Origin of the sequence: Bacillus cereus group sp. MYBK14-1 (assembly GCF_051916885.1) — a bacterium.
Classification (GTDB): Bacteria; Bacillota; Bacilli; order Bacillales; family Bacillaceae_G; genus Bacillus_A; species Bacillus_A cereus.
The window spans coordinates 64,163-84,852 of record NZ_JBQAHM010000007.1 but is presented as its reverse complement, the minus strand read 5'-3'; the positions used below and the strand labels follow the sequence as shown (position 1 = coordinate 84,852).

Sequence of the window (20,690 nt, the reverse complement as noted above, 5' to 3'; positions counted from 1 at the left end):
TACTCTAGGCTATTTCAAATTTAACACCATCTTCTCCTCATACTTATCATCCCATTTAATCACAACTTCTATAGGTTCATCTTTAGAGATAGGCGCGCAACTTACACAAGAAGACTTCATTTCAACCTTTGCTCCTCTATGAACTTCTGACGTTTGTGTCATTGTACTAAAGGCTCCATTAATAGCAATCTCTAAGTTTTTAAATTCTGTCTTTCCATCCCCGCCCTTATATTGAAACGTAAACATTCCATCTTCACTGTCATCCTTAATATGCCCTTTATATTGTCCAGTCCAACTTTTGCTCTCGCTAGAAAAAGTAAAATACCAAATCGAGCAGCTTCCTAAAAAGAAAATACTAATGAAAAAGAATAACGCTCTCTTCATCATGCCCCTCCATTCAAATGCACTTATTTATTGTCTATTTCTTCCTTCTATTATACTATTAAAATACAGAATTTTCTAAAATAGGGGGTTTATATGTTACAACAACAGTTAGAAGAAATTCGTAATAATAATTACATACTGGATAACACACTTAACATTGATTCTTTAAGTTCCAATATGCTTGAGCAAATTGGCGATACTGATAGCTATTTAAGGGACAAACTCATCTACTCTACTTTTTTTCATCTCATCAAGAAGGAATATCTTTCACACACACAATTACAGAAACTATTATTAGAAAGCATCGGTGAAAAATATTTATTGTATAAGATTCATTCAGATGATGAAGATGCGGTATTTACCCGAGCATTTACAACATTATTAATTGCCCTCATTATTGATGCTGATACAAATCATAATTTCTTATCACAGACTGATATTTCAAATGTAAAAGATCAACTAATTCTATATATGAACAACGAACATGATTTCCGGGGATATGTGCAAAAACACGGCTGGGCACATAGTATCGCTCATGCTTCTGATACATTTGAGGCGCTTGTGAATAGTCCTAAACTGGAAACTTTATATTACGAAGAAATATTACAAACTTTATTAAACAAAGTTTGTGTTCATTCCATCTATTACAAATATGAAGAAGATGAACGTATCGTTTATCCGATTGTCGCAATGCTACAAAATGGCTTAAAGGAAGAAGCACTCATATTAGCCCTTCGTGATTTAGTAGCTCAATTACCCGTTCAAAAACAAACATTACATATTGAATCATACGAGTTTCTATACGGAAATATAAAATCTTTCTTACGCAGCTTATTTTTCAGACTGCGCAAGCTTTCTATATGCGAAGAAACAGAATGCGAAATTGAAAAATTGCTACAAGAACTTCCAAAATATTATTAAAAAAAGAAGGCCACTCAAAAAGTGCCTTCTTCTATTTCACTAATATTTAATTGAAATTTCACGATCCAAACTGAGAAAAGGTGGACAAGAAGCGCAAACGCCATACATGCTCCGCTTAAAAAAGTTAGTATAGGATGCGAATACACGTGCCCCAATCCATAGGATACCGCCACGAAAAACATTGTTATGTAAATATAAATTGCTCCATGTATTTGCCTCATATAAACCTCCTTTTCCCATATTATAACATAAATTTTCTGATTATTCACATTAATTGCTTGTAATCAATATTTCTCAACTGTTACACCTCTTACAGCAGCCTTAATATATGGTGCTCCTTGTAAACTTTGTAAATCCTCTGTTTTGCCTGTTACGACTACAACGTATATTGGTAGGTCTTTTGGTTTGGTGTTTTTTATTTCTTTATCCCGCATTAACGGGCAGTAAGACCTCACATCAAAATTCAGCGGAAGCAAGAAGTTAGATGGGGGATGAACCCCACACTGATTAAAGTTTCACTTTATAGTTTATCCTAAAATATTCTCAGTATCCCTCTTTATTTTCACTTAAAGACATCCAAATGCAGCTTTTATAAATTGTTTCATAATAAAAGCACATCCATTTTGATGCGCTTCTCTGAAATACTATTCTATTATTTCATCGCGTCCTTCACAACATCTTGAATCATAACGACTTCTGTTTTCATATCAACAGAGGGTGCTTCTTCATCAATACACTCATACCAAAATTCCAAGTGCTTTTTATCAATTTCATAATGAGAATTTTCGACAAGAGCCCCACCTTCTCCTTGCACAGAATACCAATATAAGTACTCTTCTCCATCTCTTATTTCCCGGAAAATTGTCTCAACGTACATCTTTTCGTCGTTTAATGTCAAAAGTACTTCTTTCATATTGTCATTCAGAAGCTGCATCCATTCATTTACTCGATGACTCTTACCAGGCTTAACTTTAAATCTCGTTAATTCTACATTCATTTTTCTTCCCCCGTTTTCTTACGTACAAACAAACTGTATTCTATTGGATGATAAAAACTTAATTTACTAGCTAATTTTCGCGAAGGAATATTGTCTACATAACAATCCCAGCTCGGTATAATATCATTTTGCATGCAATGTTCAATGAACCGTGTTGCAACAGCTTGAGCTAATCCTTTCCCTTGATGCGCTTCATGTGTTGCAATATCTATTTCAGCATAACCATTCCCGCTAAATATCGAGACACATTCAGCTACAATTATCCCATCTTGTTCTATACAAAATCCAAAACCACTATTCAAAAACGTTTCTTTTGATCCCCAATATTCTTTGTAGTACTCCTCTTTAAATTCACTGCTTCGCTCTATATCTCTTCTATCAATACGCTTCACTTCATATGTATTTTTGTTAAAATCTCGTTTTCTCTCCTCAAAGGTTACTCTTTGAAATTTCATTCGCGGGATGTTCCGAAGTGTATTACTAAAACGCTCTTCTAACATCATTTCCCAATCTTCACTTGAAGTAAAGAGTGTAAATCTCTTCTCTGTTTTCTCAATAGCTGTTTTTAAATATGAAAATAACTCTTCGTTATAATTTTGATCATCAGTATCACCAAATAAATAATAGATACCGTTAGCTGTAATAATTAATCCTGCTGTTAATTTCTCGTTTGCAAAAACCTCACCATCTATCACTTGATCACATACCGCATAAGCAAACGTCGTCGTTTTTGTATGACTTTCTAAAATCGGAAGGATTTTTCTATACTCGGCTACGGATAATTTTTTCATAATTGCTCCACTTTAATCGTATCCGCCTCTATATGTTCAAAACAAAGATTTACAGTTCTCTTTAATGCTCTCGTTCTATGAATCTTACATGCTGGAATTAAGATTGAATCATTTGGCTTTAAAACCGCTGTTTCTCCATCTTCAAAATCAATAAGTAATTCTCCCTCTAACACAATAAATAATTCATCCGAATTAGAATGATAGTGCCAATCATATTCACCAGTAAATACAGCGATTCGTAAGCAATGACTGTTTATATTTGAAACGACGAAGTTTTTATGTTGATCTTTAATATCCTTTGTTAATTCTATTAAGTTCACAGTCTCCATCTTTCGTCCCATCCTTTCATTAGTCGTTCTTCTAAAAAACTAACTTAATCTCCACCACCTCCGCAATCTCCTCCACCATCACTTGAGCTACTACAGTCATTGCTACTGTAGTCACCGAATCCACTTGATGAGCTTGAAGCGTATGAAGATTTTTTGCTTCTTTTTCTATCTTTTTTACTTTCATGACTAGGCCATACTGTAGCAAAGAGTATAACGAATAAGGCTAATTCTATTACAACAAGTATAAATTCTAGAATGCTCTCAATAATATTGGGAGTTATCCCAAAACTGTAAAACACTCCAAATGAATACATACACAAAATTACATACAGAGCCATACAAATATACCGAAATGTTTTCTCTATCGTAATGACTACTTTTTGTGAAAAAGGTATGTTCTGTTCCTTTTTGTTCTTTATATACCTTTGTCTCTTTGCCTGTTTTTTCTTCCTCTTTTTGCTCCCCATCGCATCCCCTCTTTTTATTATATAATTCTAAATTATCATAATAAAAATCGATTTACACCAATAAATAACAATTATTCACATGTTATTTCTCCATATAAAAAAGACCATCCTCACGAAAAGGAAGGTCTCAAATGTATTTCTATTATGATAAAGCAGGAGCTTTTTCAAGAAGCTCTTTTGCATCAGCGTATTGTAAGCCGTGAGCTTCCGCAACTGCTTCGAATGTTACATAACCATCTAATGTGTTAATACCTTTTAATAATGCAGTGTTGCCTAAGCAAGCTTCTTTGTAGCCCTTGTTAGCAATTTGTACTGCATATGGTACTGTTACGTTTGTTAACGCAAGAGTTGACGTACGTGGAACTGCACCTGGCATATTAGCAACTGCATAATGAACAACGCCATGTTTTTCGTAAGTTGGGTTGTCATGAGTTGTAATACGATCAGTTGTTTCAAAAATACCACCTTGGTCAATCGCGATATCTACAACGACAGAACCTGGTTCCATTGATTGAATCATTTCTTCAGTTACAAGTTTTGGCGCTTTTGCACCCGGAATTAATACTGCTCCAATAACAAGGTCAGATTCTTTAACAGCTTCTGCAATGTTGTATGGATTAGACATTAATGTTTTTACTTGGTTACCGAAAATATCATCTAATTGACGAAGACGTTCTGCACTTAAGTCAATGATTGTTACATCTGCACCTAAACCTACTGCAATCTTAGCTGCGTTTGTACCAGCTTGACCACCGCCGATGATTGTTACTTTGCCGCGTTTTACCCCTGGAACGCCTGCAAGTAAAATACCTTTACCGCCTTTGTTTTTCTCAAGGAATTGTGCACCGATTTGTGCAGACATACGACCAGCCACTTCACTCATAGGTGCAAGTAATGGTAAAGAACGATTGTCTAATTGTACTGTTTCGTATGCGATTGATGCAACTTTGTTATCGATTAATGCTTTCGTTAATTCTGGTTCTGGAGCTAAGTGTAAGTATGTGAATAAGATTAAGCCTTCACGGAAATAGCCGTATTCACTTGCTACTGGCTCTTTTACCTTCATAACCATATCTTGATTCCATGCTTCTTCAGCAGTTTCTACAAGTTTCGCACCAGCTTGTACGTATTCTTCATCTGTAAAGCCAGATCCTAAACCTGCTCCTTTTTGAACAAAAACTTCGTGACCATTTTGTACTAAATGTACTGCTCCCGCTGGCGTCATTGCCACACGGTTTTCATTGTTTTTAATTTCTGTTGGAATACCGATACGCATGATTAGTTCCCCCTTGAGTTATGAAATGACCCCTGAATCATTTTTTAAAGCGCTTTCTACGCTCTTATATTTTAACATAATATCTCAATATTTGACAAAAAAATAACACGAGTTTTCCGATAGATTTAATTTTATATTAAAGGACAGTATTATCCGCACCTCTCAGCACAATGGATAAACTGTCCAATTATTCGAAACTTCATCTTATTTTATTCTATCGATGTCTATGAATAACATCCACTGCACCAGTCACTTCAATAATTGTACCGGTAATCATATCGGAATCGTCCTCACATAAAAACGAAATGGTTCTTGCAATATCTTCACCTGTTCCAGATCTACCAATCGGTGTGTTATGCTCTTTCAGCTGACGTGCTTCTTGAATAGTTGCCTCTTTCATATCGCCAATAATATCACCAGGACATACCATGTTCGCAGTGATACCATACTCCGCTTCTTCATAAGCAACTGTTTTCGTTAATGAAACAAGTCCTACTTTCGCTGCGGCAAAAGCTGAACGATAAATCCATCCCGGTGCACTATCCGCCCCTTGAAATCCGTAATTAATAATACGGCCAAAGTTCTGTTTTCTCATGACCGGAACGACAAGTTTTAATAAATGAAATACCGCTGTTAAATTTCCCTGAATCATTTCATTCCATTCATCTTCTTCATAATCAACTAACTTTTTTCGTTCAAATACATATGGACCAGCATTATTAATTAAAAAGTCAATTTTGCCAAAACGGCTCATCGCTTCTTCTACTATTTTATGTAAATCTTCCTTTTTCGTGACATCCGCTTGCACGAATTGTAGACGCTCTTCCACATCTTTATATGTTTCTTTCATCGTTTCCATAGCCGTGATATCGCTATGGTACGTTACTGTTACTGAATAGCCTTTAGCCAATAACTTTTCTGTTACTTGCTTTCCTAAACCTTTCGTACCGGCTGTAATGAGCGCATGTCTCACAAAACTGCCCCCTTTTAAATTGCTATACTTCATATGTAACAAGTTCTCGCTCCAATTACAACTAAAATGAATTGAAACAGAGTTTTCAAAATTCTGTAACGTTTCTGGCAAGCACGTTACCAAAATTTGTTTTATAATTAAGTTGTAAACAGTTATAAAACAGATTGGGAGGAATTTACTATGAATAATACATATACAAATATTTTAATCGCAGTGGATGGTTCTAAAGAAGCAGAAAAAGCCTTTAAAAAAGCAATTCAAGTCGCAAAGCGCAACAATGCAACATTAACAATTGCTCATATCGTTGATGTAAAAGCATACTCAGCAGTAGAAGCTTATAGCCGTGCAATTGCGGAACGTGCAAATCTATTTGCAGAAGACCTATTAGAAGACTACAAAAAAACTGCGCTTGAAGCTGGTCTTGAAAAAATTGAAACTGTATTAGAATTCGGTAATCCTAAATCAAAAATTTCAAAAGAAATCGCTCCAAACCATAAAGTAGATTTAATTATGTGTGGTGCGACTGGTTTAAATGCTGTTGAGCGTTTCCTAATTGGTAGCGTCTCTGAACATATTATTCGCTATGCGAAATGCGATGTCCTTGTTGTTCGTGGTGATGAAGAGCAAGGTGAGCTTTAATTTATAGATAAAACACCAAGTCCACATAGGCTTGGTGTTTTTCATTTTATAAACTTCACTATAAACAAAAGACATGCTACGACAACAACGGTAATTGCCAACACATAAGGCGGAAGAAACTTCAAAGACCATAATGCCATCATAATCGTCGCAACCGTTAAGTACGTTCGCCTTGCACCTTCTGTCATTTTTTTACGAAATAAGAAAACATACAAATAACCAATTGGCGGCGTAATAAAGCAAAGAACGTATATGATTTTTGATTTTAAATACCACTTTTGTTCTCCAAGTTTCTTTATATCCCCTTCTATTCTCTTATGCTCTTGTTCTTTCTCTTCTTCTACAAGCGGATTTTCCTCTTCTCCTCGCTTTTCTTTCATATAAGGAAGAAAGTGCATAAAAAAATAGTATGCGAATACGAATGCTCCAAATCCAATATTTACTCTTTCTAATGGAATATGTTCACTAAAAAAAGCAGCAGTAAGCACTAAAGACAAACAGTATGTCATCATCCAAAAGGAACGTTTTCTCTTTTTCCGTTCCATTTCTTTTTTGCCTTGTATATCTTTTCTTTTCGAAAGCCATATAGAAATAAAGCAATCTACTACAAATAGAGCAAAAATAAATATCGCAACGTGTACTGTTTCTAAATCCTCAAATGAAAAGATATTTGGGAATGCAACATGTAATACAATGAATGTGTACAAAATTAGCCCTATAAAATAAATACGTCTCATTTTCCATCCCTTTCTTATTTCCTAACATTACGTTAACATACATTTTTTAGAAATAGACGGACAAAATATATATGTGTAAAAAAGGAGGATGCTATATGGATGATTCTGAACGCATTATTTTAGATGTGAACGGCAAAGAAATTGAAATGCTAGATACGATTCGCACTCATTTTAAAGAGAAGCACGGCGTTGAACTAAGTAATGGTGCATTACTTCGTGATTTGATGGATATTGAGTATATTCGAATTACGGAAGATCGACATAAGTATGATTAAAAGAAAACGACTGCAGGCGAATGCCATCAGTCGTTTTCTTTCTTTATTTAAGCTCTTGATGTTTCCCGCCCATACCACCAGACTCATTGCTATCTTGGTGTACAGTTAGTTTATTTGTTTTCGCATCTTTTAAAACTCTATATGTATATGATTCATTTGGTTCATCTTTAAACTGTACATTCATACCATAAGAATCCATTTTGCTATAAAAGGCCGGTTTTATATATAAAATATCACTTTCTTTATATCCTTTATCTTGTAAATGCCACATCGTTGCGATAACCGCTTCTTCTCGCTTTTCTTTTTCACCAACATACATATATTTGTCCAAAAGAAACACTTTAGCATTTGCAATTAAGCTAATTAACAGTACAATGATCAACACTATTTTTTTCATAGACTTCCCCTAAATTGTTATTTTTTACTACATTGTAACTTAAATGCTAGTAAAAAATAAAGTACGCCAGACTTTACTAGACTGGCGTACTTCCCAACTCAATTCTTAATAACTTCTTTCGTTAACCCCTTCGCCTTCTCCAAAGCGTTTTTGATTTGTTCAAACCCAGTCCCGCCAGCACTGTTACGACGCTTTACAGCTGCATATGGTGACAGCACTTCATACAAATCTTCTTCAAATAAGGAGCTCATTTCTTTATATGTTTCAAGAGAGACATCTAATAAATAAATTCCTTTTTGTGTGCAATATAGCACTAACTTTCCAACAATTTCATGAGCTTGACGGAATGGTAGTCCTTTGTTCGCTAAATAGTCAGCAATTTCTGTTGCATTGGAGAAATCTTGCGTCACAGCTTGCCCCATTTTTTCTTTGTTTACAGTCATCGTTTCAAGCATGCCCGCCATAATATGAAGGCATCCTTCTACTGTTTTAACTGTATCAAACATTCCTTCTTTATCTTCTTGTAAGTCTTTATTGTAAGCGAGCGGTAATCCTTTCATTACTGTGAGTAAACTGAATAAATTACCGTATACTCTGCCTGTTTTACCACGGATTAGTTCCGCCATATCCGGGTTTTTCTTTTGCGGCATAATGCTGCTTCCCGTTGCATATTGATCGCTCATTTCAATAAATTGAAACTCTTGGCTACTCCATAAAATAAGTTCTTCGCAAAAGCGTGATAAGTGCATCATAAGCATAGAGGAGTTACTTAGGAACTCCAGTATGAAATCACGATCGCTTACTGCATCTAAACTATTTTCATAGATTCCATTAAATCCAAGAAGCTCCGCACTATACTCTCGGTCAATGGGGAATGTCGTTCCAGCTAACGCTCCTGCTCCTAATGGCGAAATGTTAATACGTTTTAACGAATCTTCATAACGATTCACATCACGCTCTAACATCCAAAAGTAAGCGAGAATATGATGAGCAAATGAAATCGGCTGGGCACGCTGCAAGTGCGTATAGCCCGGCATAATGGTTTCAATATTATTTTCTGCTTGTTGAACAAGAACAGTTTGCAATTGTTTTGTAGCTTTTATAATATGTTCTACCTTTTCTTTTAAATACAAATGCATATCTGTCGCTACTTGATCATTACGACTTCGGCCAGTGTGAAGTTTTCCTCCTACTTCGCCAATTTGTTCAATTAACATTTTTTCGATGTTTAAATGAATATCTTCTGCTTCTACTGAAAATTGTAGCTTATTCTCTTTTGCTTCTTTCAATAAATATTGAAGACCTATCTTTATTTTCTCTGCTTCTTCTTTCGTCACGATGCCCTGCTTTGCTAGCATCGTGACGTGCGCAATACTTCCTTTTATATCTTGATTTACTAATTGTTGATCGAAGGAGATGGATGCTCCGAACTCTTCAACCCATGCTTCCGCTTCTTCTGTAAAACGTCCGCCCCAAAGTTTGCTCACGCTTCCACCTTCTTTTGATTCACTTGGCTGTATACTTTCGTCGGTAAACCGAATAATGAAATGAATCCAACTGCTGCATCATGATTAAATTCATCTTGAGCAGTATATGTTGCTAATTTTTCATCGTATAAAGAGTATTCAGATTTACGTCCTTCTACAATCGCATGACCTTTAAATAATTTCACACGCACTGTACCTGTTACATTCTTTTGCGTTTCTTGTAAAAATGCATGAAGCGCTTGTTTTAAAGGTGAGAACCATAAACCATTATAAATAAGTTCTGTTATTTTCTGTTCAATCACTGGTTTAAAATGTGCTACTTCTTTTACGTGTGTTAAATCTTCCAACTCTTTATGCGCAGTGATTAACGTCATTGCTGCTGGGCATTCGTATACTTCACGAGATTTAATACCGACAAGACGATTTTCTACGTGATCAATACGTCCAACGCCGTGTTTTCCAGCAAGCGCATTTAACGTTTTAATTAATTCTGCAAGTGAATATGCAGTGCCATTTAAAGTAGTCGGTACGCCTGCTTCAAATCCGATTTCTACAAACTCTGGTTTATTCGGTGTATCTTCTAATGCCAATGTCATCTCATATGCATCTTCTGGCGGCGCTGCCCATGGATCTTCTAAAATTCCACATTCGTTGCTGCGTCCCCATAAGTTTTGATCGATTGAAAACGGGCTATCTAAATTAATCGGAATTGGTACATCGTTTTCTTTTGCATATGCAATTTCTTCTTCACGTGACCACTTCCATTCACGTACAGGTGCAATCACTTCTAAGTAAGGATTTAATGCTTGAATAGAAACTTCAAAACGAACTTGATCATTTCCTTTTCCTGTACATCCGTGTGCAACTGCAGTTGCGCCTTCTTGTTCTGCGATTTCTACTAATTTCTTCGCAATAAGCGGACGAGATAATGCAGAGACAAGAGGGTATTTCCCTTCGTATAATGTGTGTGCTTGCATCGCCATCAATGCATATTCGTTTGCAAATTCTTCTTGAACATCAATCATATATGATTTAATTGCACCTACTGAAAGTGCCTTTTCTTTTACAAATGCTAAGTCTTTACCTTCCCCTAAGTCTAAACAAAGCGCGATAATATCATAATTCTTCTCTTGTAACCATTTAATTGCAACGGAAGTATCAAGACCTCCGGAATATGCTAATACAACTTTTTTCTTCTCCATTTTGCATCCCCCTAAAGAATAAATATTCATTTTCTTTTATAATAATTCACACTTTACCACCTTTCACAAAATGTATCAAGAGTCATTTTCAAATTTTTTCAAACAATTTCGTCGAACTTCTTTCTGTTTTTATGTACAATATAAGCAGGAAAACGGGGGTGAATTTATGGAAAAGTATTTCTTATACGATGAACATCTAGGAATTGAAATTCCACATTTACAAGAAGACTGGGAAGAAATCCCCGAAAAAATGCAACATGCTATTTTACTAAAATGGGAACAAGTTCGCGGGAAAATTCCTGATCGTATAAAAGAACTTGAGCACTATATTAATACAAAACAACATTATTTAAATAACGAAGAAGACTTCGAAGTTTCTTGTAAACTAAATTCAGAAATTGCCGATCTTGCTTCCATCATTAATGACCTTTGGCTTTGGTATCGACTCACTCAAAATGTATCTGAGGGGAAAGCACACCAATGAAAAAAGCATGCCCCTCAATAACTTTGGGTCATGCTTTTTTTGTCATAACATGATTTACAATATATTTCTTGTGCTGTTTTCGCCAAACATACATCGAATGGACCAACTAATATACTTCTTTCTTTCGGCAACTTTACAAAAGCAACAAGCTCTTCTTCATATTGAATTTTTTTCTGACATGAAATGCATATTAATTCTTTTCTTTTGAACATGTCTTTTAGCATACCTTCACTCTCCCCTTCATCTATCTATATTAATATACTCTCATAATAGTTAAGACTTGTAAAAAAATGACACATTCTGAATCGAATGATTCATATACTATGTACAAAAGGAGGTTTAAAAATTATGCGTGCTTTCGTTATTATCACTTTAACTTTTTTAAGTGTGATTAGTTGGGATGCGTTTTTTAAAGATAAAAGTGATGAAAAGAACACAACGGAATAAAACCCTTTTTTCTTACTTATTGGACAAACCGTTATAAACTGTCCAATCCTCCGAAATAACTTAGGCTTTTCTACAAAAATATTTAAACATAACATTTTTTGTAGATTCCCTCCGTTTATTGTCGGTTTCCATCCGCATACATTTTTTAAAAGTATGATATAATAGTATAAATCTTGAAGGAAGGGATTTTGATATCATGATCGCTCGAAGGAGCATGTGGCATCGTATTGACGAATCATACACGTAGCGTATTTTTCAGCTCAGATACTTTAGTCTAGCGAAAAAAATACGAGAGTGGGGAAATTATGATTGCCCGAAGGATAATTTGGCAAAAAAAAGACTCTTCTTACACATAGCGTTTTGTTTAGGACTTAATTGTTACTAACTAAACAAAACAAAGAAGAGCAGGATTGCTAAATGACGAATCCTACTCCACGTTTTGTTTAGTCGTTTTAAGACTTAAACTAAAACGAAGGTAGGGAGAATTGATGGACGAGAGGATTATTCGTTATTTCTTCAGCGACATATAGCGTAGTTAGTTTTTTCGTAAACTAACTGAAAGCTACATGTGAGCTCGTAGTTAGTTTACAACACAAAAAGGACTACTAACTACGGAAAGAAGGAATAACGATGAGGAACATCCAAAGTCGGCAAATTATTAAAGAAATTTTTATGGTTTTAATCGGTTCATTTATTTTAGCAGCAGCGCTATATCACATTCACTTCCAAAACCACTTAACAGAAGGTGGATTTGTAGGAATTGCACTATTCATTCAAAACTTTTATGATATTTCACCATCTATTTCAACTGTATTAATGGATATCCCAATTATTTTACTGTGCGCTTCATTTTTAGGTAGAAAAATGGTTGGTTATTCATTCCTAGGTTCAATTTCATTCGGAGTATTTTATTCCTTTATGGAAAATTATTCTCCATTTACGGTAGATTTATCAAATAACTTATTTATAGCTGCAGCAGTTGGCGGTGCGTTAGCTGGTATTGGACTCGGTTTTATATTACGATTTGGCGGTGCAACCGGTGGAGACGATATTTTAACAATTGTATTAAGTAAACGAACTCGTTTTACAATTGGGCAAATTTTCTTCGTTTTTGACGCGATTGTTCTTGCGCTTTCATTATATTATTTAAATTGGACAGAAATTGCTTTTACTATTCTTTCGATTGCCGTACAGGCAAAAACATTGGATTTAATTTATTATCCAAAAACAGAAAAAACAGCAGAAAAGCAGCCAGTATCTGTTCCAATGTCCAAAAAACATGCAACGAATTAAAAAAGCGAAAGGCTTCGGCCTCTCGCTTTTTTTATGCTCTTTTTTCTTTCTCGACTATATGGCGCACTTGATAAAATCTATTTGCAAATTCAGTAACGTTTCTTGTTAAACGATAATTCACTGTAGATCCAATTGCCATTCCAATTACCGGTATACCTTGGAATAATTTACGACGAAGAGCATAAATCGAAAATGTCTTCAAAATTTGTTTTAACACAACCTCAGTAGAAGCTGTTTGTAGCACTGCTTCGTCTCCTTCGTAAAAGAACGAATCTTCTTGCTCCAGCTCTTGCAATAAATTGTACCATGCATATTGCTGAAGTCTTCCTGGTAGTAATGACGCATGAAACACCTTTAACGCAAGCATCATTTCATACGGCTTGTTCACATCATGTCCAAATGATGTTGCAATAAGTTGGACTGCCTTCACATTTAACGCGATCATAACCGGAAAATCCGCCGTTAATAATAATAAACCTCCAGCACCTGTTGCCCCACCTTGTACAAATGAATATAGACGATGACGTGCTGTTTGCTGCTCTGCTATGTATGTCAATTGATCAATAGATAATGCTTTCAAATCTTCAAGCTGTTCAATCGATTCATCAAATAACCTTGATGTTCCTAAAATCCGATTACGTGCATCTAACTGTGCTTGTGAACTTTGAATAAATGCATGCAAATGAAAGAGCCATCCATCTGCTTTCGTGAAGAATTCTTTTCGCTTTTTCTCAGGTAATTTCGCAACTGTAGCATGTAACCATTTATCAAACACTTTTTGAAAATCGGTCGCTTCTTGCTCAACTAATTGCGCTTCCCATTCTTTTATATTGTCTAAAATGGCTTGTTCTCGCTTCGATCGCATCGTAACAACCACCTCGTTCGATTTTTTTCTATTGTAACATATTTCTGCTTATTCTTTGCAAATATGCTTGTCTATCTTTATTCACATACCATTTTTGAATGGCATAAAATATTAACAAAAAGGATGAGATAAATCACATGAATCTATCCGATATAAAAAAAGAATATAATGCGGTATTCAGCTTAGGACAAAACTGCTGGCCCGCTTGGGCATTATATCAATTAGAATTATCACCATTTTTTGGCGTTATTGATTTTATGCTAAGTCCCTCATTAGAAAAAGTGAATGTATTATTACAAAATCGATTTGACCGCTTTTTAAATTTCGAAAATTTATCCTTCATCTCATTTTGGGATGATGATGCAAAATTAAGATTAAGGGACAACCTTTATGAAATTGACTCCTGTCATGACTTTAAAACAGATGTAAATACACCAACTTCTTGGCCTTCTTATACAGAAATTAAGTTAAACTATGAACATCGTATTAATCGTTTTCTAGCTACAATTGAAACGGCAGAATCCATATTATTTATTCGAACTGGAGGAACATATGAAGAAGCATGTTCCCTAGAACAAATTTTATCTCAAATCGTTACACATACATTCTCTGTCCTGTTACTAATTCCTGCCGATATACCAACTATCACCCAAGAAGATTGGGGATTACAACGTATTTGCGTTATGAAATGTCCTATTATGGATGTATACCAATACAATGAAGCATTTTGGAAAGACTTATTTGATGGAATTACAGTTAGACCGCACACTTAAATACACGATACTTTTATCACACCATACATTATAATCGTCCTTATACAAAACAAATAAGGAGTGATTCTATATGTATCCACGTGCAAAAGCTTTCGGTCTTGCTGTACATCAAGATCGCCTTCTCGTACAAGAATATTATACAGAAGGCGAAATATATTATCGTCCTCTTGGCGGTTCAATTGAGCTTGGTGAAAAATCAGCACATACTGTTATTCGGGAGTTTAAAGAAGAGCTTCATACGGAGATAGAAATCACCAATTATTTAGGGTGTTTAGAAAATGTCTTTCATCTCGATGGAGACATTGGTCATGAAATCATTCAACTATATTCTTTGCGTTTATTAGACACGTCACTATATGAAATGAAAATATTAAATATACAAGATGAAGAAACAGTAGCGTATGCGAAATGGATTCCTATTACGGCATTCATTCAGAAAGAAAAAATATTATATCCAGATGGAGTTTTAAAATACATCCAAAAGAAAAAAGACGAAATCCTATAGGATCTCGTCTTTCTTTTCATATATTAACCAATATCTCCAAGACGTAGTACGTCACGAGCAATCATAACTTCTTCGTCAGTTGGAATTACGATAATTTTTACTGGAGAGTGTGGGAAGTTGATGAATGCTTCTTCACCGAATACGTTATTACGTTTTGCATCGAAGTATACGCCCATGTACTCAAGGCCTTCTAATACGCGCTCACGAATAATCGCACTGTTTTCACCTACACCAGCTGTGAAGATGATTGCGTCTACACCTTTCATACGAGCAGTGTAAGAACCGATGTATTTGTGGATACGGCTTACGAATACATCAAGTGCTACTTTCGCACGGTGGTCGCCTTCTTCTTCTTTCGCAATGATGTCACGTAGGTCACTAGAGTAACCAGTAAGACCTAACATACCACTCTTCTTGTTTAATACGTTAACCACTTCTTCTACTGTTTGGCCTGTTTTTTCCATGATGTATGGAATTAACGCAGGGTCAAGGTTACCAGAACGTGTACCCATTGTTACACCAGCAAGTGGTGTGAAGCCCATAGAAGTATCGATAGATTTACCGCCTTCTACTGCTGCGATACTTGCACCGTTACCTAAGTGACAAGAAAGTAAGCTTAAGCTTTCAATTGGACGACCTAATAATTCAGCCGCACGCTCAGTTACATATTTATGAGAAGTTCCGTGGAAACCGTATTTACGGATGCCGAATTTTTCATAGTACTCATATGGTAAGCTGTATAGGAATGCAGATTCCGGCATTGTTTGGTGGAATGCTGTATCGAATACTGCTACTGCTGGTACGTTTGGTAATACTTCTTGGAATGCTTTAATACCAACAACGTTTGCTGGGTTATGAAGTGGTGCTAAATCGCTTAATTCTTCGATATCAGCTAATACTTCATCAGTAATTAAAACAGAGTCAGCAAATTTTTCGCCGCCGTGAACAACACGGTGACCGATACCGCCAATCTCATCTAGAGATTTAACGATTCCGTTTTCAGTTAACTTTTTAAGAAGCATATTAACTGCTACTGCGTGATCTGGAATGTTTGTAATTTCTTTTTGTTTTTCGCCATCTACAGTAATAGTGAAGATACTATCTTCTAAACCGATACGTTCTACTAAACCTTTTGTTAATACTGTTTCACTTGGCATTTCAAATAATTGGAACTTTAAGGAAGAGCTTCCTGCGTTAATCGCGATGATTTTTGACATCTAGTCTTTCGCCCCTTTTTCTCTTGGTAGTTGTGTGGATGTTTCCACAAACCGCTCGATTTTATCTGATCAAATTCACCAAATATGAAAACGTTTCATCATTAGCAAATTTTATACTCACGATTTTAATTTAAACATCGTCCGACATATATTTCAAGTGAAAAAATTGTAACACCAAGAAAAAATATATATTACAGATTTCAAAAAAATTCAGTTAAATCTTGTATATATTTAAAAATATGACATATTATATAAAACTGTACTACATGAATCACTAATGCTGTTACATATACCCAGCTTTATTTATGTGTTGCAAACCAAGTATTTAATTGATCCATAATGTCTTCCATCGCCTTCATGTTAGAGAATTTAGGCAACTCCACTAATAACGCCTGTTTTGGCATTGTTACATTAGCGCCTTTCTTTTGGAGAACAAATATACTTTTTGCATTTTTCTCGTTTTTAAACATGGAAACAGGAAGCTGTAATAACCCTTGAATAAAGCATGTTTCTTTAATAAATGCATGTAATTTTGGTGCCTGGTCACTTTCAAAAATGAAGTTTGGTACTAAGAAGAATAAGTAACCGCCCTCTTTCGTATGTTTCACACTTTGTTCAATAAATAAGTGATGGGCATACGACATTCCTTCATCTGCTTTTAATTTATATTCACTTGCACCGATTTCGTTTGGATAATAACCAACCGGTAAGTCTGAAACGACTGCATCAACAGGATCGATATAAAGTGGTGCTAGTCCATCTTGATGGAAGAATTCGATTGCATGCTTTTGTAAATTTGCATTTACTAAAGCAAGTTTAATTAGCACTTCATCCACTTCTACACCAAATCCACTCATTGTTAGTCCTTCTTTGGCGCTATTAAACACTGTAGTCATTAAGTTACCTGTTCCAATTGCAGGATCTAAAACTGTGATCTCGTTTTGACCTTGCATAAATTTATGGAATAAGTAACTCATGAACATTCCAACTGCATCAGGTGTCATTTCGTGATTCGCTTGTACGCCTTCTTTCATTCCTTTTAAGATGGCTAACTGAAATGCTTTACGAATTTCTTCACCTTTATATGTTTCTTCATTAAACGTACTATATTCACGATTCAGCCTTTCAATTGCTGATTCGGATAATTCCTCTTGTAAAATCGCTCCCTCAAACAAGTTATCACCTGTCTCTACAAGCGCCTCTAAATATGTTACATCTAATTCTTTACGTAAAACTACCGCAGAAGAATCAAAAATAGAAAATAATGTTTCTACTGTCTGACTCACGTACATTCCTCCTTCTCTTTTTTACACATAACTTATATCATACCACAAAGTGATTTTTTCCAAAAAGAAAAAGCGACCTCCTATCAAGAGCTCCCCTTTAGTTATATATGATATAACGTTTTTTCTCATATATCGATGCTGTTACAGAGCAATATATGAGAAAAAACGACCTCTTTATAAGAGGTCATTTTCATCACATTACTTCGCAGATTTAGCTGCTTCTAATGCTGCTTCATAGTTTGGATGGCTTGTACCTTCGCTTACGTATTCTGCGTAAACTACTTTGTCATTGCTATCTACTACGAATACTGCACGAGCAAGTAAACGAAGCTCTTTCATTACTAAGCCATAAGCTTCACCGAATGAAAGGTCGCGGTGGTCAGAAAGTGTAACAACATTTTCTAAACCGTTTGCTGCACACCAGCGTTTTTGAGCGAATGGTAAATCAGCGCTAATTGTTAATACTTTCGCGTTTTCAATACCTGCTGCATCTTGGTTAAAACGACGTGTTTGTGCATCACACACACCTGTGTCGATTGAAGGTACAACACTAATTAATTTCACTTCACCTTTGTATGTTTCTAAACTTACTGGAGATAAGTCGTTTGCTAATACTTGGAAGTTTGGCGCTTGATCGCCAACTTTAACTTCTGTTCCAACTAAAGTCATTGGATTACCTTTAAAAGTTACGTTTGCCACTTGAAAATCCTCCCTTATTTAAACAAAATATGTACAATGTAAATGATAGTTTGTCCCTATCGATAATGCAAATAAAATCGCTTTATTTACAAAAAAATTAAAGAAGCTAACCTATTGATTAGCTTCTTTATTCGTTAAATTTGAAATTCAGGATCATCTTCTTTTCGTTTATCCATCATTTCTTTCACTTTATCAACAGCTTGTGGCGCTAATTCAATTATTTTATCGATGACGTGTGTTTGTTTATCTAAGTGCAATACTTTCACACCATCTCCATTTATAACAAGAAAGGCAACAGGATTAATAGAAACTCCTCCACCACTTCCCCCGCCAAATGGATGACGGCCTGAATGTTCTACTTTACCAAATTCACTTCCACCAGCAGCAAATCCGAAACTTACTTTCGAAACTGTAAGAATTACGCTTCCATCTGCCGCTTTAATCGGGTCACCAACAATTGTATTTACATCAGTCATTTGTTTTAAATGCTGCATTGCTGTTGTCATTAAACCTTGAATTGGATGGTCCATTCTATATCCCCCCTATGCTTGAACAGATTTTTCTGTCATACCAGATCTTTGTCTTCTCATAAATACGAGTAATTTGACGCCAGTTTTTATAGCGCGGAATATACGAAAAGATGCTGTTAACTCGCATCTTGATGCAAATCCTTTCCCTTGAAAAACTGGGGTAATTTCAAATTCTGGTACGTCGACAATATGCATATATTGTCCGACAACTCCAGCAGCCATACCTTTTGTCCCCCATGCATATCCAGTGACAATTCCAGTACTAGCTGCATCGCCTGCTCCAATTTGTGTATGCCATTTCCAACCATTGATTTTCACTCGTTTGAGAAAATCTTTAACAATAGTATGAACTTCTTGAAGCTTTTTTATCAGTTCACCAATGCTGTCAAGTTGCGCCATAATTTTATTATCGAGTCCGCCGTCCTCTTCAGCTTTTTCGATTTTCTGTCCTGTCTTTTTCTGCTGTTTTTCAATTCTTTCCAACACATCAAATGTATATCGAATCATCCATATTTTCACTTGAAGCAAACATTGCTTTTCCATTTCTGAATATAAAAATGTCACCTTAAGCTTTATTTTCGACAATAGTATAAACAAAATAAAAAGAAGAAGAATTATTATTCCAATTACGAGCCACTTCATACGTATCATCCTTTCACTCCGTACCCATTATCGACAAGTTTATTCATCGTTAAACAGAGTTTTATAAGATTGAATATAAAAATTTTTCTAAAAATAAAAAGGTATTTTGACAATTTATATCGAAATATATTATTTGAACATATCATCAGGGAACGGACTCTAATGATATGTAGCACGAAAAACAGAAAATTTAACTGCAGTGGAGGGATACATAATGGCAGATCGTCGCAATTTATTTTTCTTTTATGGTGATGACAAAGCAACGCTCGTTGAAAAAATGAAACCAATCTATCGTATTTTAGAAGAGAATGGATTTACCATATTAGATCATCCAAAAAATGCAAACGCTATCGTCAGTGTTGGAGATGATGCAACCTTCTTACAAGCCGTTCGTAAAACTGGTTTTAGGGAAGATTGCTTATATGCAGGGATTTCTACGAAAGATGAAATTTCGTTCTACTGCGATTTCCATATTGATCACGTTGATACAGCCCTTCAAGAAATTACAAAAAATGAAATTGAAGTGCGAAAATATCCAACAATTCAGGTAGATGTAGATGGCAGTACATCTTTCCATTGTTTAAATGAGTTCTCATTACGTTCTAGCATTATTAAAACATTCGTTGTAGATGTTCATGTTGATGATTTATATTTCGAAACATTTAGAGGGGACGGTTTAGTTGTTTCTACCCCAACAGGAAGTACTGCTTACAATAAATCATTGCATGGTGCAGTTGTTGACCCGCTTATCCCATGTTTCCAAGTAAGCGAACTAGCATCTTTAAACAACAACACTTACCGTACGCTCGGTTCACCTTTCATTTTAAATCACGAACGTACATTAACTTTAAAACTAAGACCAGACGGTAACGATTATCCTGTTATCGGCATGGATAACGAAGCGCTTAGCATTAAACAAGTGGAAAAAGCTGTTGTACGCTTAAGCGATAAACAAATTAAAACAGTTAAATTAAAAAACAATTCTTTCTGGGAAAAAGTACAGAGAACGTTTTTATAAGATTAAAATAACCGCAGAATTATGGAATTCCATAATTCTGCGGTTATTTATTTACC

General features: G+C 35.3%; 27 protein-coding genes. 8 read left to right on the top strand and 19 right to left on the bottom strand.

Annotated features, from left to right (window positions below; translation table 11 throughout):
- Nucleotides 1-9: 9 nt before the first annotated feature.
- On the bottom strand, nucleotides 10-384 hold the full coding sequence (locus ACTFR3_RS18775; RefSeq protein ID WP_000816717.1) for a hypothetical protein: 375 nt from the start codon (nucleotides 382-384) through the stop codon (nucleotides 10-12).
- A gap of 93 nt (nucleotides 385-477) precedes the next feature.
- Between ACTFR3_RS18775 and ACTFR3_RS18770 the strand changes: the two genes are divergently transcribed.
- Nucleotides 478-1,305, top strand: a complete 828-nt coding sequence (locus ACTFR3_RS18770; RefSeq protein WP_000941475.1) for a DUF2785 domain-containing protein — start codon at nucleotides 478-480, stop codon at nucleotides 1,303-1,305.
- 14 nt (nucleotides 1,306-1,319) lie between these two features.
- Here ACTFR3_RS18770 and ACTFR3_RS18765 read toward each other — a convergent pair whose 3' ends face one another.
- From ACTFR3_RS18765 to ACTFR3_RS18735, 7 genes are all read right to left on the bottom strand, one after another.
- Nucleotides 1,320-1,526, bottom strand: a complete 207-nt coding sequence (locus ACTFR3_RS18765; RefSeq protein WP_001248908.1) for a hypothetical protein — start codon at nucleotides 1,524-1,526, stop codon at nucleotides 1,320-1,322.
- A 431-nt stretch (nucleotides 1,527-1,957) separates the two neighbouring features.
- Nucleotides 1,958-2,302: a DUF6176 family protein gene (locus ACTFR3_RS18760; RefSeq protein ID WP_001100217.1), complete on the bottom strand. Its 345-nt coding sequence runs from the start codon at nucleotides 2,300-2,302 to the stop codon at nucleotides 1,958-1,960.
- Nucleotides 2,299-3,093: a GNAT family N-acetyltransferase gene (locus ACTFR3_RS18755; protein WP_000736743.1), complete on the bottom strand. Its 795-nt coding sequence runs from the start codon at nucleotides 3,091-3,093 to the stop codon at nucleotides 2,299-2,301. Before ACTFR3_RS18755 ends, ACTFR3_RS18760 begins: the two co-directional genes overlap by 4 nt.
- Nucleotides 3,090-3,422: a cupin domain-containing protein gene (locus ACTFR3_RS18750; RefSeq protein WP_000450925.1), complete on the bottom strand. Its 333-nt coding sequence runs from the start codon at nucleotides 3,420-3,422 to the stop codon at nucleotides 3,090-3,092. Before ACTFR3_RS18750 ends, ACTFR3_RS18755 begins: the two co-directional genes overlap by 4 nt.
- 44 nt (nucleotides 3,423-3,466) lie before the next feature.
- Entirely contained in the window at nucleotides 3,467-3,889 is a 423-nt protein-coding gene (locus ACTFR3_RS18745; protein ID WP_000534945.1) for a hypothetical protein, read from the bottom strand.
- A gap of 142 nt (nucleotides 3,890-4,031) precedes the next feature.
- Entirely contained in the window at nucleotides 4,032-5,165 is a 1,134-nt protein-coding gene (ald, locus tag ACTFR3_RS18740) for an alanine dehydrogenase (RefSeq protein WP_001219403.1), read from the bottom strand.
- Nucleotides 5,166-5,379: 214 nt separating this feature from the next.
- Nucleotides 5,380-6,171, bottom strand: a complete 792-nt coding sequence (locus ACTFR3_RS18735; RefSeq protein WP_002024902.1) for an SDR family oxidoreductase — start codon at nucleotides 6,169-6,171, stop codon at nucleotides 5,380-5,382.
- 147 nt (nucleotides 6,172-6,318) lie between these two features.
- On the opposite strand from ACTFR3_RS18735, the gene ACTFR3_RS18730 reads away from it, so the two are divergent.
- A complete protein-coding gene (locus ACTFR3_RS18730) occupies nucleotides 6,319-6,777 on the top strand; it encodes a universal stress protein (RefSeq protein ID WP_001066673.1) in 459 nt (152 codons plus the stop codon).
- Nucleotides 6,778-6,818: 41 nt separating this feature from the next.
- On the opposite strand, the gene ACTFR3_RS18725 is transcribed toward ACTFR3_RS18730, so the two are convergent.
- Nucleotides 6,819-7,514, bottom strand: coding sequence for a hypothetical protein (locus tag ACTFR3_RS18725; RefSeq protein WP_001252878.1), 696 nt, complete (start codon nucleotides 7,512-7,514; stop codon nucleotides 6,819-6,821).
- A gap of 95 nt (nucleotides 7,515-7,609) precedes the next feature.
- Between ACTFR3_RS18725 and ACTFR3_RS18720 the strand changes: the two genes are divergently transcribed.
- Nucleotides 7,610-7,789 (top strand): hypothetical protein, encoded by a 180-nt coding sequence (locus ACTFR3_RS18720; protein WP_000342760.1) that lies wholly within the window; start codon nucleotides 7,610-7,612, stop codon nucleotides 7,787-7,789.
- 43 nt (nucleotides 7,790-7,832) lie between these two features.
- Here ACTFR3_RS18720 and ACTFR3_RS18715 read toward each other — a convergent pair whose 3' ends face one another.
- The 3 genes from ACTFR3_RS18715 to ACTFR3_RS18705 all read right to left on the bottom strand — a co-directional run bounded on the left by ACTFR3_RS18715 (nucleotide 7,833) and on the right by ACTFR3_RS18705 (nucleotide 10,875).
- Entirely contained in the window at nucleotides 7,833-8,186 is a 354-nt protein-coding gene (locus tag ACTFR3_RS18715) for a DUF3139 domain-containing protein (protein WP_000725032.1), read from the bottom strand.
- Between the two features lie 98 nt (nucleotides 8,187-8,284).
- Nucleotides 8,285-9,673 (bottom strand): argininosuccinate lyase, encoded by a 1,389-nt coding sequence (gene argH / locus ACTFR3_RS18710; protein ID WP_000041246.1) that lies wholly within the window; start codon nucleotides 9,671-9,673, stop codon nucleotides 8,285-8,287.
- On the bottom strand, nucleotides 9,670-10,875 hold the full coding sequence (locus ACTFR3_RS18705) for an argininosuccinate synthase (protein ID WP_000412315.1): 1,206 nt from the start codon (nucleotides 10,873-10,875) through the stop codon (nucleotides 9,670-9,672). Before ACTFR3_RS18705 ends, argH begins: the two co-directional genes overlap by 4 nt.
- 166 nt (nucleotides 10,876-11,041) lie before the next feature.
- Between ACTFR3_RS18705 and ACTFR3_RS18700 the strand changes: the two genes are divergently transcribed.
- Entirely contained in the window at nucleotides 11,042-11,359 is a 318-nt protein-coding gene (locus tag ACTFR3_RS18700; protein ID WP_000417218.1) for a hypothetical protein, read from the top strand.
- Nucleotides 11,360-11,373: 14 nt separating this feature from the next.
- Here ACTFR3_RS18700 and ACTFR3_RS18695 read toward each other — a convergent pair whose 3' ends face one another.
- The gene (locus tag ACTFR3_RS18695; RefSeq protein ID WP_000910274.1) at nucleotides 11,374-11,583 is read right to left on the bottom strand and encodes a hypothetical protein; all 210 of its coding nucleotides are present in this window, start codon (nucleotides 11,581-11,583) and stop codon (nucleotides 11,374-11,376) included.
- Between the two features lie 853 nt (nucleotides 11,584-12,436).
- Between ACTFR3_RS18695 and ACTFR3_RS18690 the strand changes: the two genes are divergently transcribed.
- Complete coding sequence (locus ACTFR3_RS18690; RefSeq protein WP_440044683.1) at nucleotides 12,437-13,099, top strand: YitT family protein; 663 nt, start codon at nucleotides 12,437-12,439, stop codon at nucleotides 13,097-13,099.
- Between the two features lie 31 nt (nucleotides 13,100-13,130).
- Here the strand turns inward: ACTFR3_RS18690 and ACTFR3_RS18685 are convergent, their stop codons facing one another.
- Nucleotides 13,131-13,964 carry an EcsC family protein gene (locus tag ACTFR3_RS18685; RefSeq protein WP_001256850.1) on the bottom strand — a complete coding sequence of 278 codons (834 nt, stop codon included), beginning with the start codon at nucleotides 13,962-13,964 and terminating at the stop codon, nucleotides 13,131-13,133.
- Between the two features lie 137 nt (nucleotides 13,965-14,101).
- Here ACTFR3_RS18685 and ACTFR3_RS18680 point away from each other — a divergent pair, with 137 nt between their 5' ends.
- Both ACTFR3_RS18680 and ACTFR3_RS18675 read left to right on the top strand, forming a co-directional pair.
- Nucleotides 14,102-14,737 carry a DUF1796 family putative cysteine peptidase gene (locus ACTFR3_RS18680; protein ID WP_001053729.1) on the top strand — a complete coding sequence of 212 codons (636 nt, stop codon included), beginning with the start codon at nucleotides 14,102-14,104 and terminating at the stop codon, nucleotides 14,735-14,737.
- A gap of 70 nt (nucleotides 14,738-14,807) precedes the next feature.
- Nucleotides 14,808-15,242, top strand: a complete 435-nt coding sequence (locus tag ACTFR3_RS18675; protein WP_000283500.1) for an NUDIX hydrolase — start codon at nucleotides 14,808-14,810, stop codon at nucleotides 15,240-15,242.
- A gap of 23 nt (nucleotides 15,243-15,265) precedes the next feature.
- Here the strand turns inward: ACTFR3_RS18675 and ackA are convergent, their stop codons facing one another.
- From ackA to ACTFR3_RS18650, 5 genes are all read right to left on the bottom strand, one after another.
- Nucleotides 15,266-16,459: an acetate kinase gene (gene ackA / locus ACTFR3_RS18670; RefSeq protein ID WP_000034574.1), complete on the bottom strand. Its 1,194-nt coding sequence runs from the start codon at nucleotides 16,457-16,459 to the stop codon at nucleotides 15,266-15,268.
- A gap of 299 nt (nucleotides 16,460-16,758) precedes the next feature.
- Nucleotides 16,759-17,745, bottom strand: coding sequence for a class I SAM-dependent methyltransferase (locus ACTFR3_RS18665; RefSeq protein ID WP_000084367.1), 987 nt, complete (start codon nucleotides 17,743-17,745; stop codon nucleotides 16,759-16,761).
- A 198-nt stretch (nucleotides 17,746-17,943) separates the two neighbouring features.
- Nucleotides 17,944-18,444 (bottom strand): thiol peroxidase, encoded by a 501-nt coding sequence (gene tpx, locus ACTFR3_RS18660; RefSeq protein WP_000024525.1) that lies wholly within the window; start codon nucleotides 18,442-18,444, stop codon nucleotides 17,944-17,946.
- 134 nt (nucleotides 18,445-18,578) lie between these two features.
- Complete coding sequence (gene ytfJ / locus ACTFR3_RS18655; protein WP_000350003.1) at nucleotides 18,579-18,974, bottom strand: GerW family sporulation protein; 396 nt, start codon at nucleotides 18,972-18,974, stop codon at nucleotides 18,579-18,581.
- Nucleotides 18,975-18,986: 12 nt separating this feature from the next.
- Nucleotides 18,987-19,625, bottom strand: coding sequence for a DUF2953 domain-containing protein (locus ACTFR3_RS18650; protein ID WP_002164419.1), 639 nt, complete (start codon nucleotides 19,623-19,625; stop codon nucleotides 18,987-18,989).
- 205 nt (nucleotides 19,626-19,830) lie between these two features.
- On the opposite strand from ACTFR3_RS18650, the gene ACTFR3_RS18645 reads away from it, so the two are divergent.
- Nucleotides 19,831-20,634, top strand: coding sequence for an NAD kinase (locus tag ACTFR3_RS18645; protein ID WP_000785177.1), 804 nt, complete (start codon nucleotides 19,831-19,833; stop codon nucleotides 20,632-20,634).
- Nucleotides 20,635-20,690: the final 56 nt, after the last annotated feature.

Coding starts and splice junctions, on each gene's coding strand:
- ACTFR3_RS18775 (WP_000816717.1), bottom strand. CDS start 384: ATGAAGAGAGCGTTATTCTTTTTCATTAGTATTTTCTTTTTAGGAAGC.
- ACTFR3_RS18770 (WP_000941475.1), top strand. CDS start 478: ATGTTACAACAACAGTTAGAAGAAATTCGTAATAATAATTACATACTG.
- ACTFR3_RS18765 (WP_001248908.1), bottom strand. CDS start 1,526: ATGAGGCAAATACATGGAGCAATTTATATTTACATAACAATGTTTTTC.
- ACTFR3_RS18760 (WP_001100217.1), bottom strand. CDS start 2,302: ATGAATGTAGAATTAACGAGATTTAAAGTTAAGCCTGGTAAGAGTCAT.
- ACTFR3_RS18755 (WP_000736743.1), bottom strand. CDS start 3,093: ATGAAAAAATTATCCGTAGCCGAGTATAGAAAAATCCTTCCGATTTTA.
- ACTFR3_RS18750 (WP_000450925.1), bottom strand. CDS start 3,422: ATGGAGACTGTGAACTTAATAGAATTAACAAAGGATATTAAAGATCAA.
- ACTFR3_RS18745 (WP_000534945.1), bottom strand. CDS start 3,889: ATGGGGAGCAAAAAGAGGAAGAAAAAACAGGCAAAGAGACAAAGGTAT.
- ald (WP_001219403.1), bottom strand. CDS start 5,165: ATGCGTATCGGTATTCCAACAGAAATTAAAAACAATGAAAACCGTGTG.
- ACTFR3_RS18735 (WP_002024902.1), bottom strand. CDS start 6,171: ATGAAGTATAGCAATTTAAAAGGGGGCAGTTTTGTGAGACATGCGCTC.
- ACTFR3_RS18730 (WP_001066673.1), top strand. CDS start 6,319: ATGAATAATACATATACAAATATTTTAATCGCAGTGGATGGTTCTAAA.
- ACTFR3_RS18725 (WP_001252878.1), bottom strand. CDS start 7,514: ATGAGACGTATTTATTTTATAGGGCTAATTTTGTACACATTCATTGTA.
- ACTFR3_RS18720 (WP_000342760.1), top strand. CDS start 7,610: ATGGATGATTCTGAACGCATTATTTTAGATGTGAACGGCAAAGAAATT.
- ACTFR3_RS18715 (WP_000725032.1), bottom strand. CDS start 8,186: ATGAAAAAAATAGTGTTGATCATTGTACTGTTAATTAGCTTAATTGCA.
- ACTFR3_RS18705 (WP_000412315.1), bottom strand. CDS start 10,875: ATGGAGAAGAAAAAAGTTGTATTAGCATATTCCGGAGGTCTTGATACT.
- ACTFR3_RS18700 (WP_000417218.1), top strand. CDS start 11,042: ATGGAAAAGTATTTCTTATACGATGAACATCTAGGAATTGAAATTCCA.
- ACTFR3_RS18695 (WP_000910274.1), bottom strand. CDS start 11,583: ATGCTAAAAGACATGTTCAAAAGAAAAGAATTAATATGCATTTCATGT.
- ACTFR3_RS18690 (WP_440044683.1), top strand. CDS start 12,437: ATGAGGAACATCCAAAGTCGGCAAATTATTAAAGAAATTTTTATGGTT.
- ACTFR3_RS18685 (WP_001256850.1), bottom strand. CDS start 13,964: ATGCGATCGAAGCGAGAACAAGCCATTTTAGACAATATAAAAGAATGG.
- ACTFR3_RS18680 (WP_001053729.1), top strand. CDS start 14,102: ATGAATCTATCCGATATAAAAAAAGAATATAATGCGGTATTCAGCTTA.
- ACTFR3_RS18675 (WP_000283500.1), top strand. CDS start 14,808: ATGTATCCACGTGCAAAAGCTTTCGGTCTTGCTGTACATCAAGATCGC.
- ackA (WP_000034574.1), bottom strand. CDS start 16,459: ATGTCAAAAATCATCGCGATTAACGCAGGAAGCTCTTCCTTAAAGTTC.
- ytfJ (WP_000350003.1), bottom strand. CDS start 18,974: ATGGACCATCCAATTCAAGGTTTAATGACAACAGCAATGCAGCATTTA.
- ACTFR3_RS18650 (WP_002164419.1), bottom strand. CDS start 19,625: ATGATACGTATGAAGTGGCTCGTAATTGGAATAATAATTCTTCTTCTT.
- ACTFR3_RS18645 (WP_000785177.1), top strand. CDS start 19,831: ATGGCAGATCGTCGCAATTTATTTTTCTTTTATGGTGATGACAAAGCA.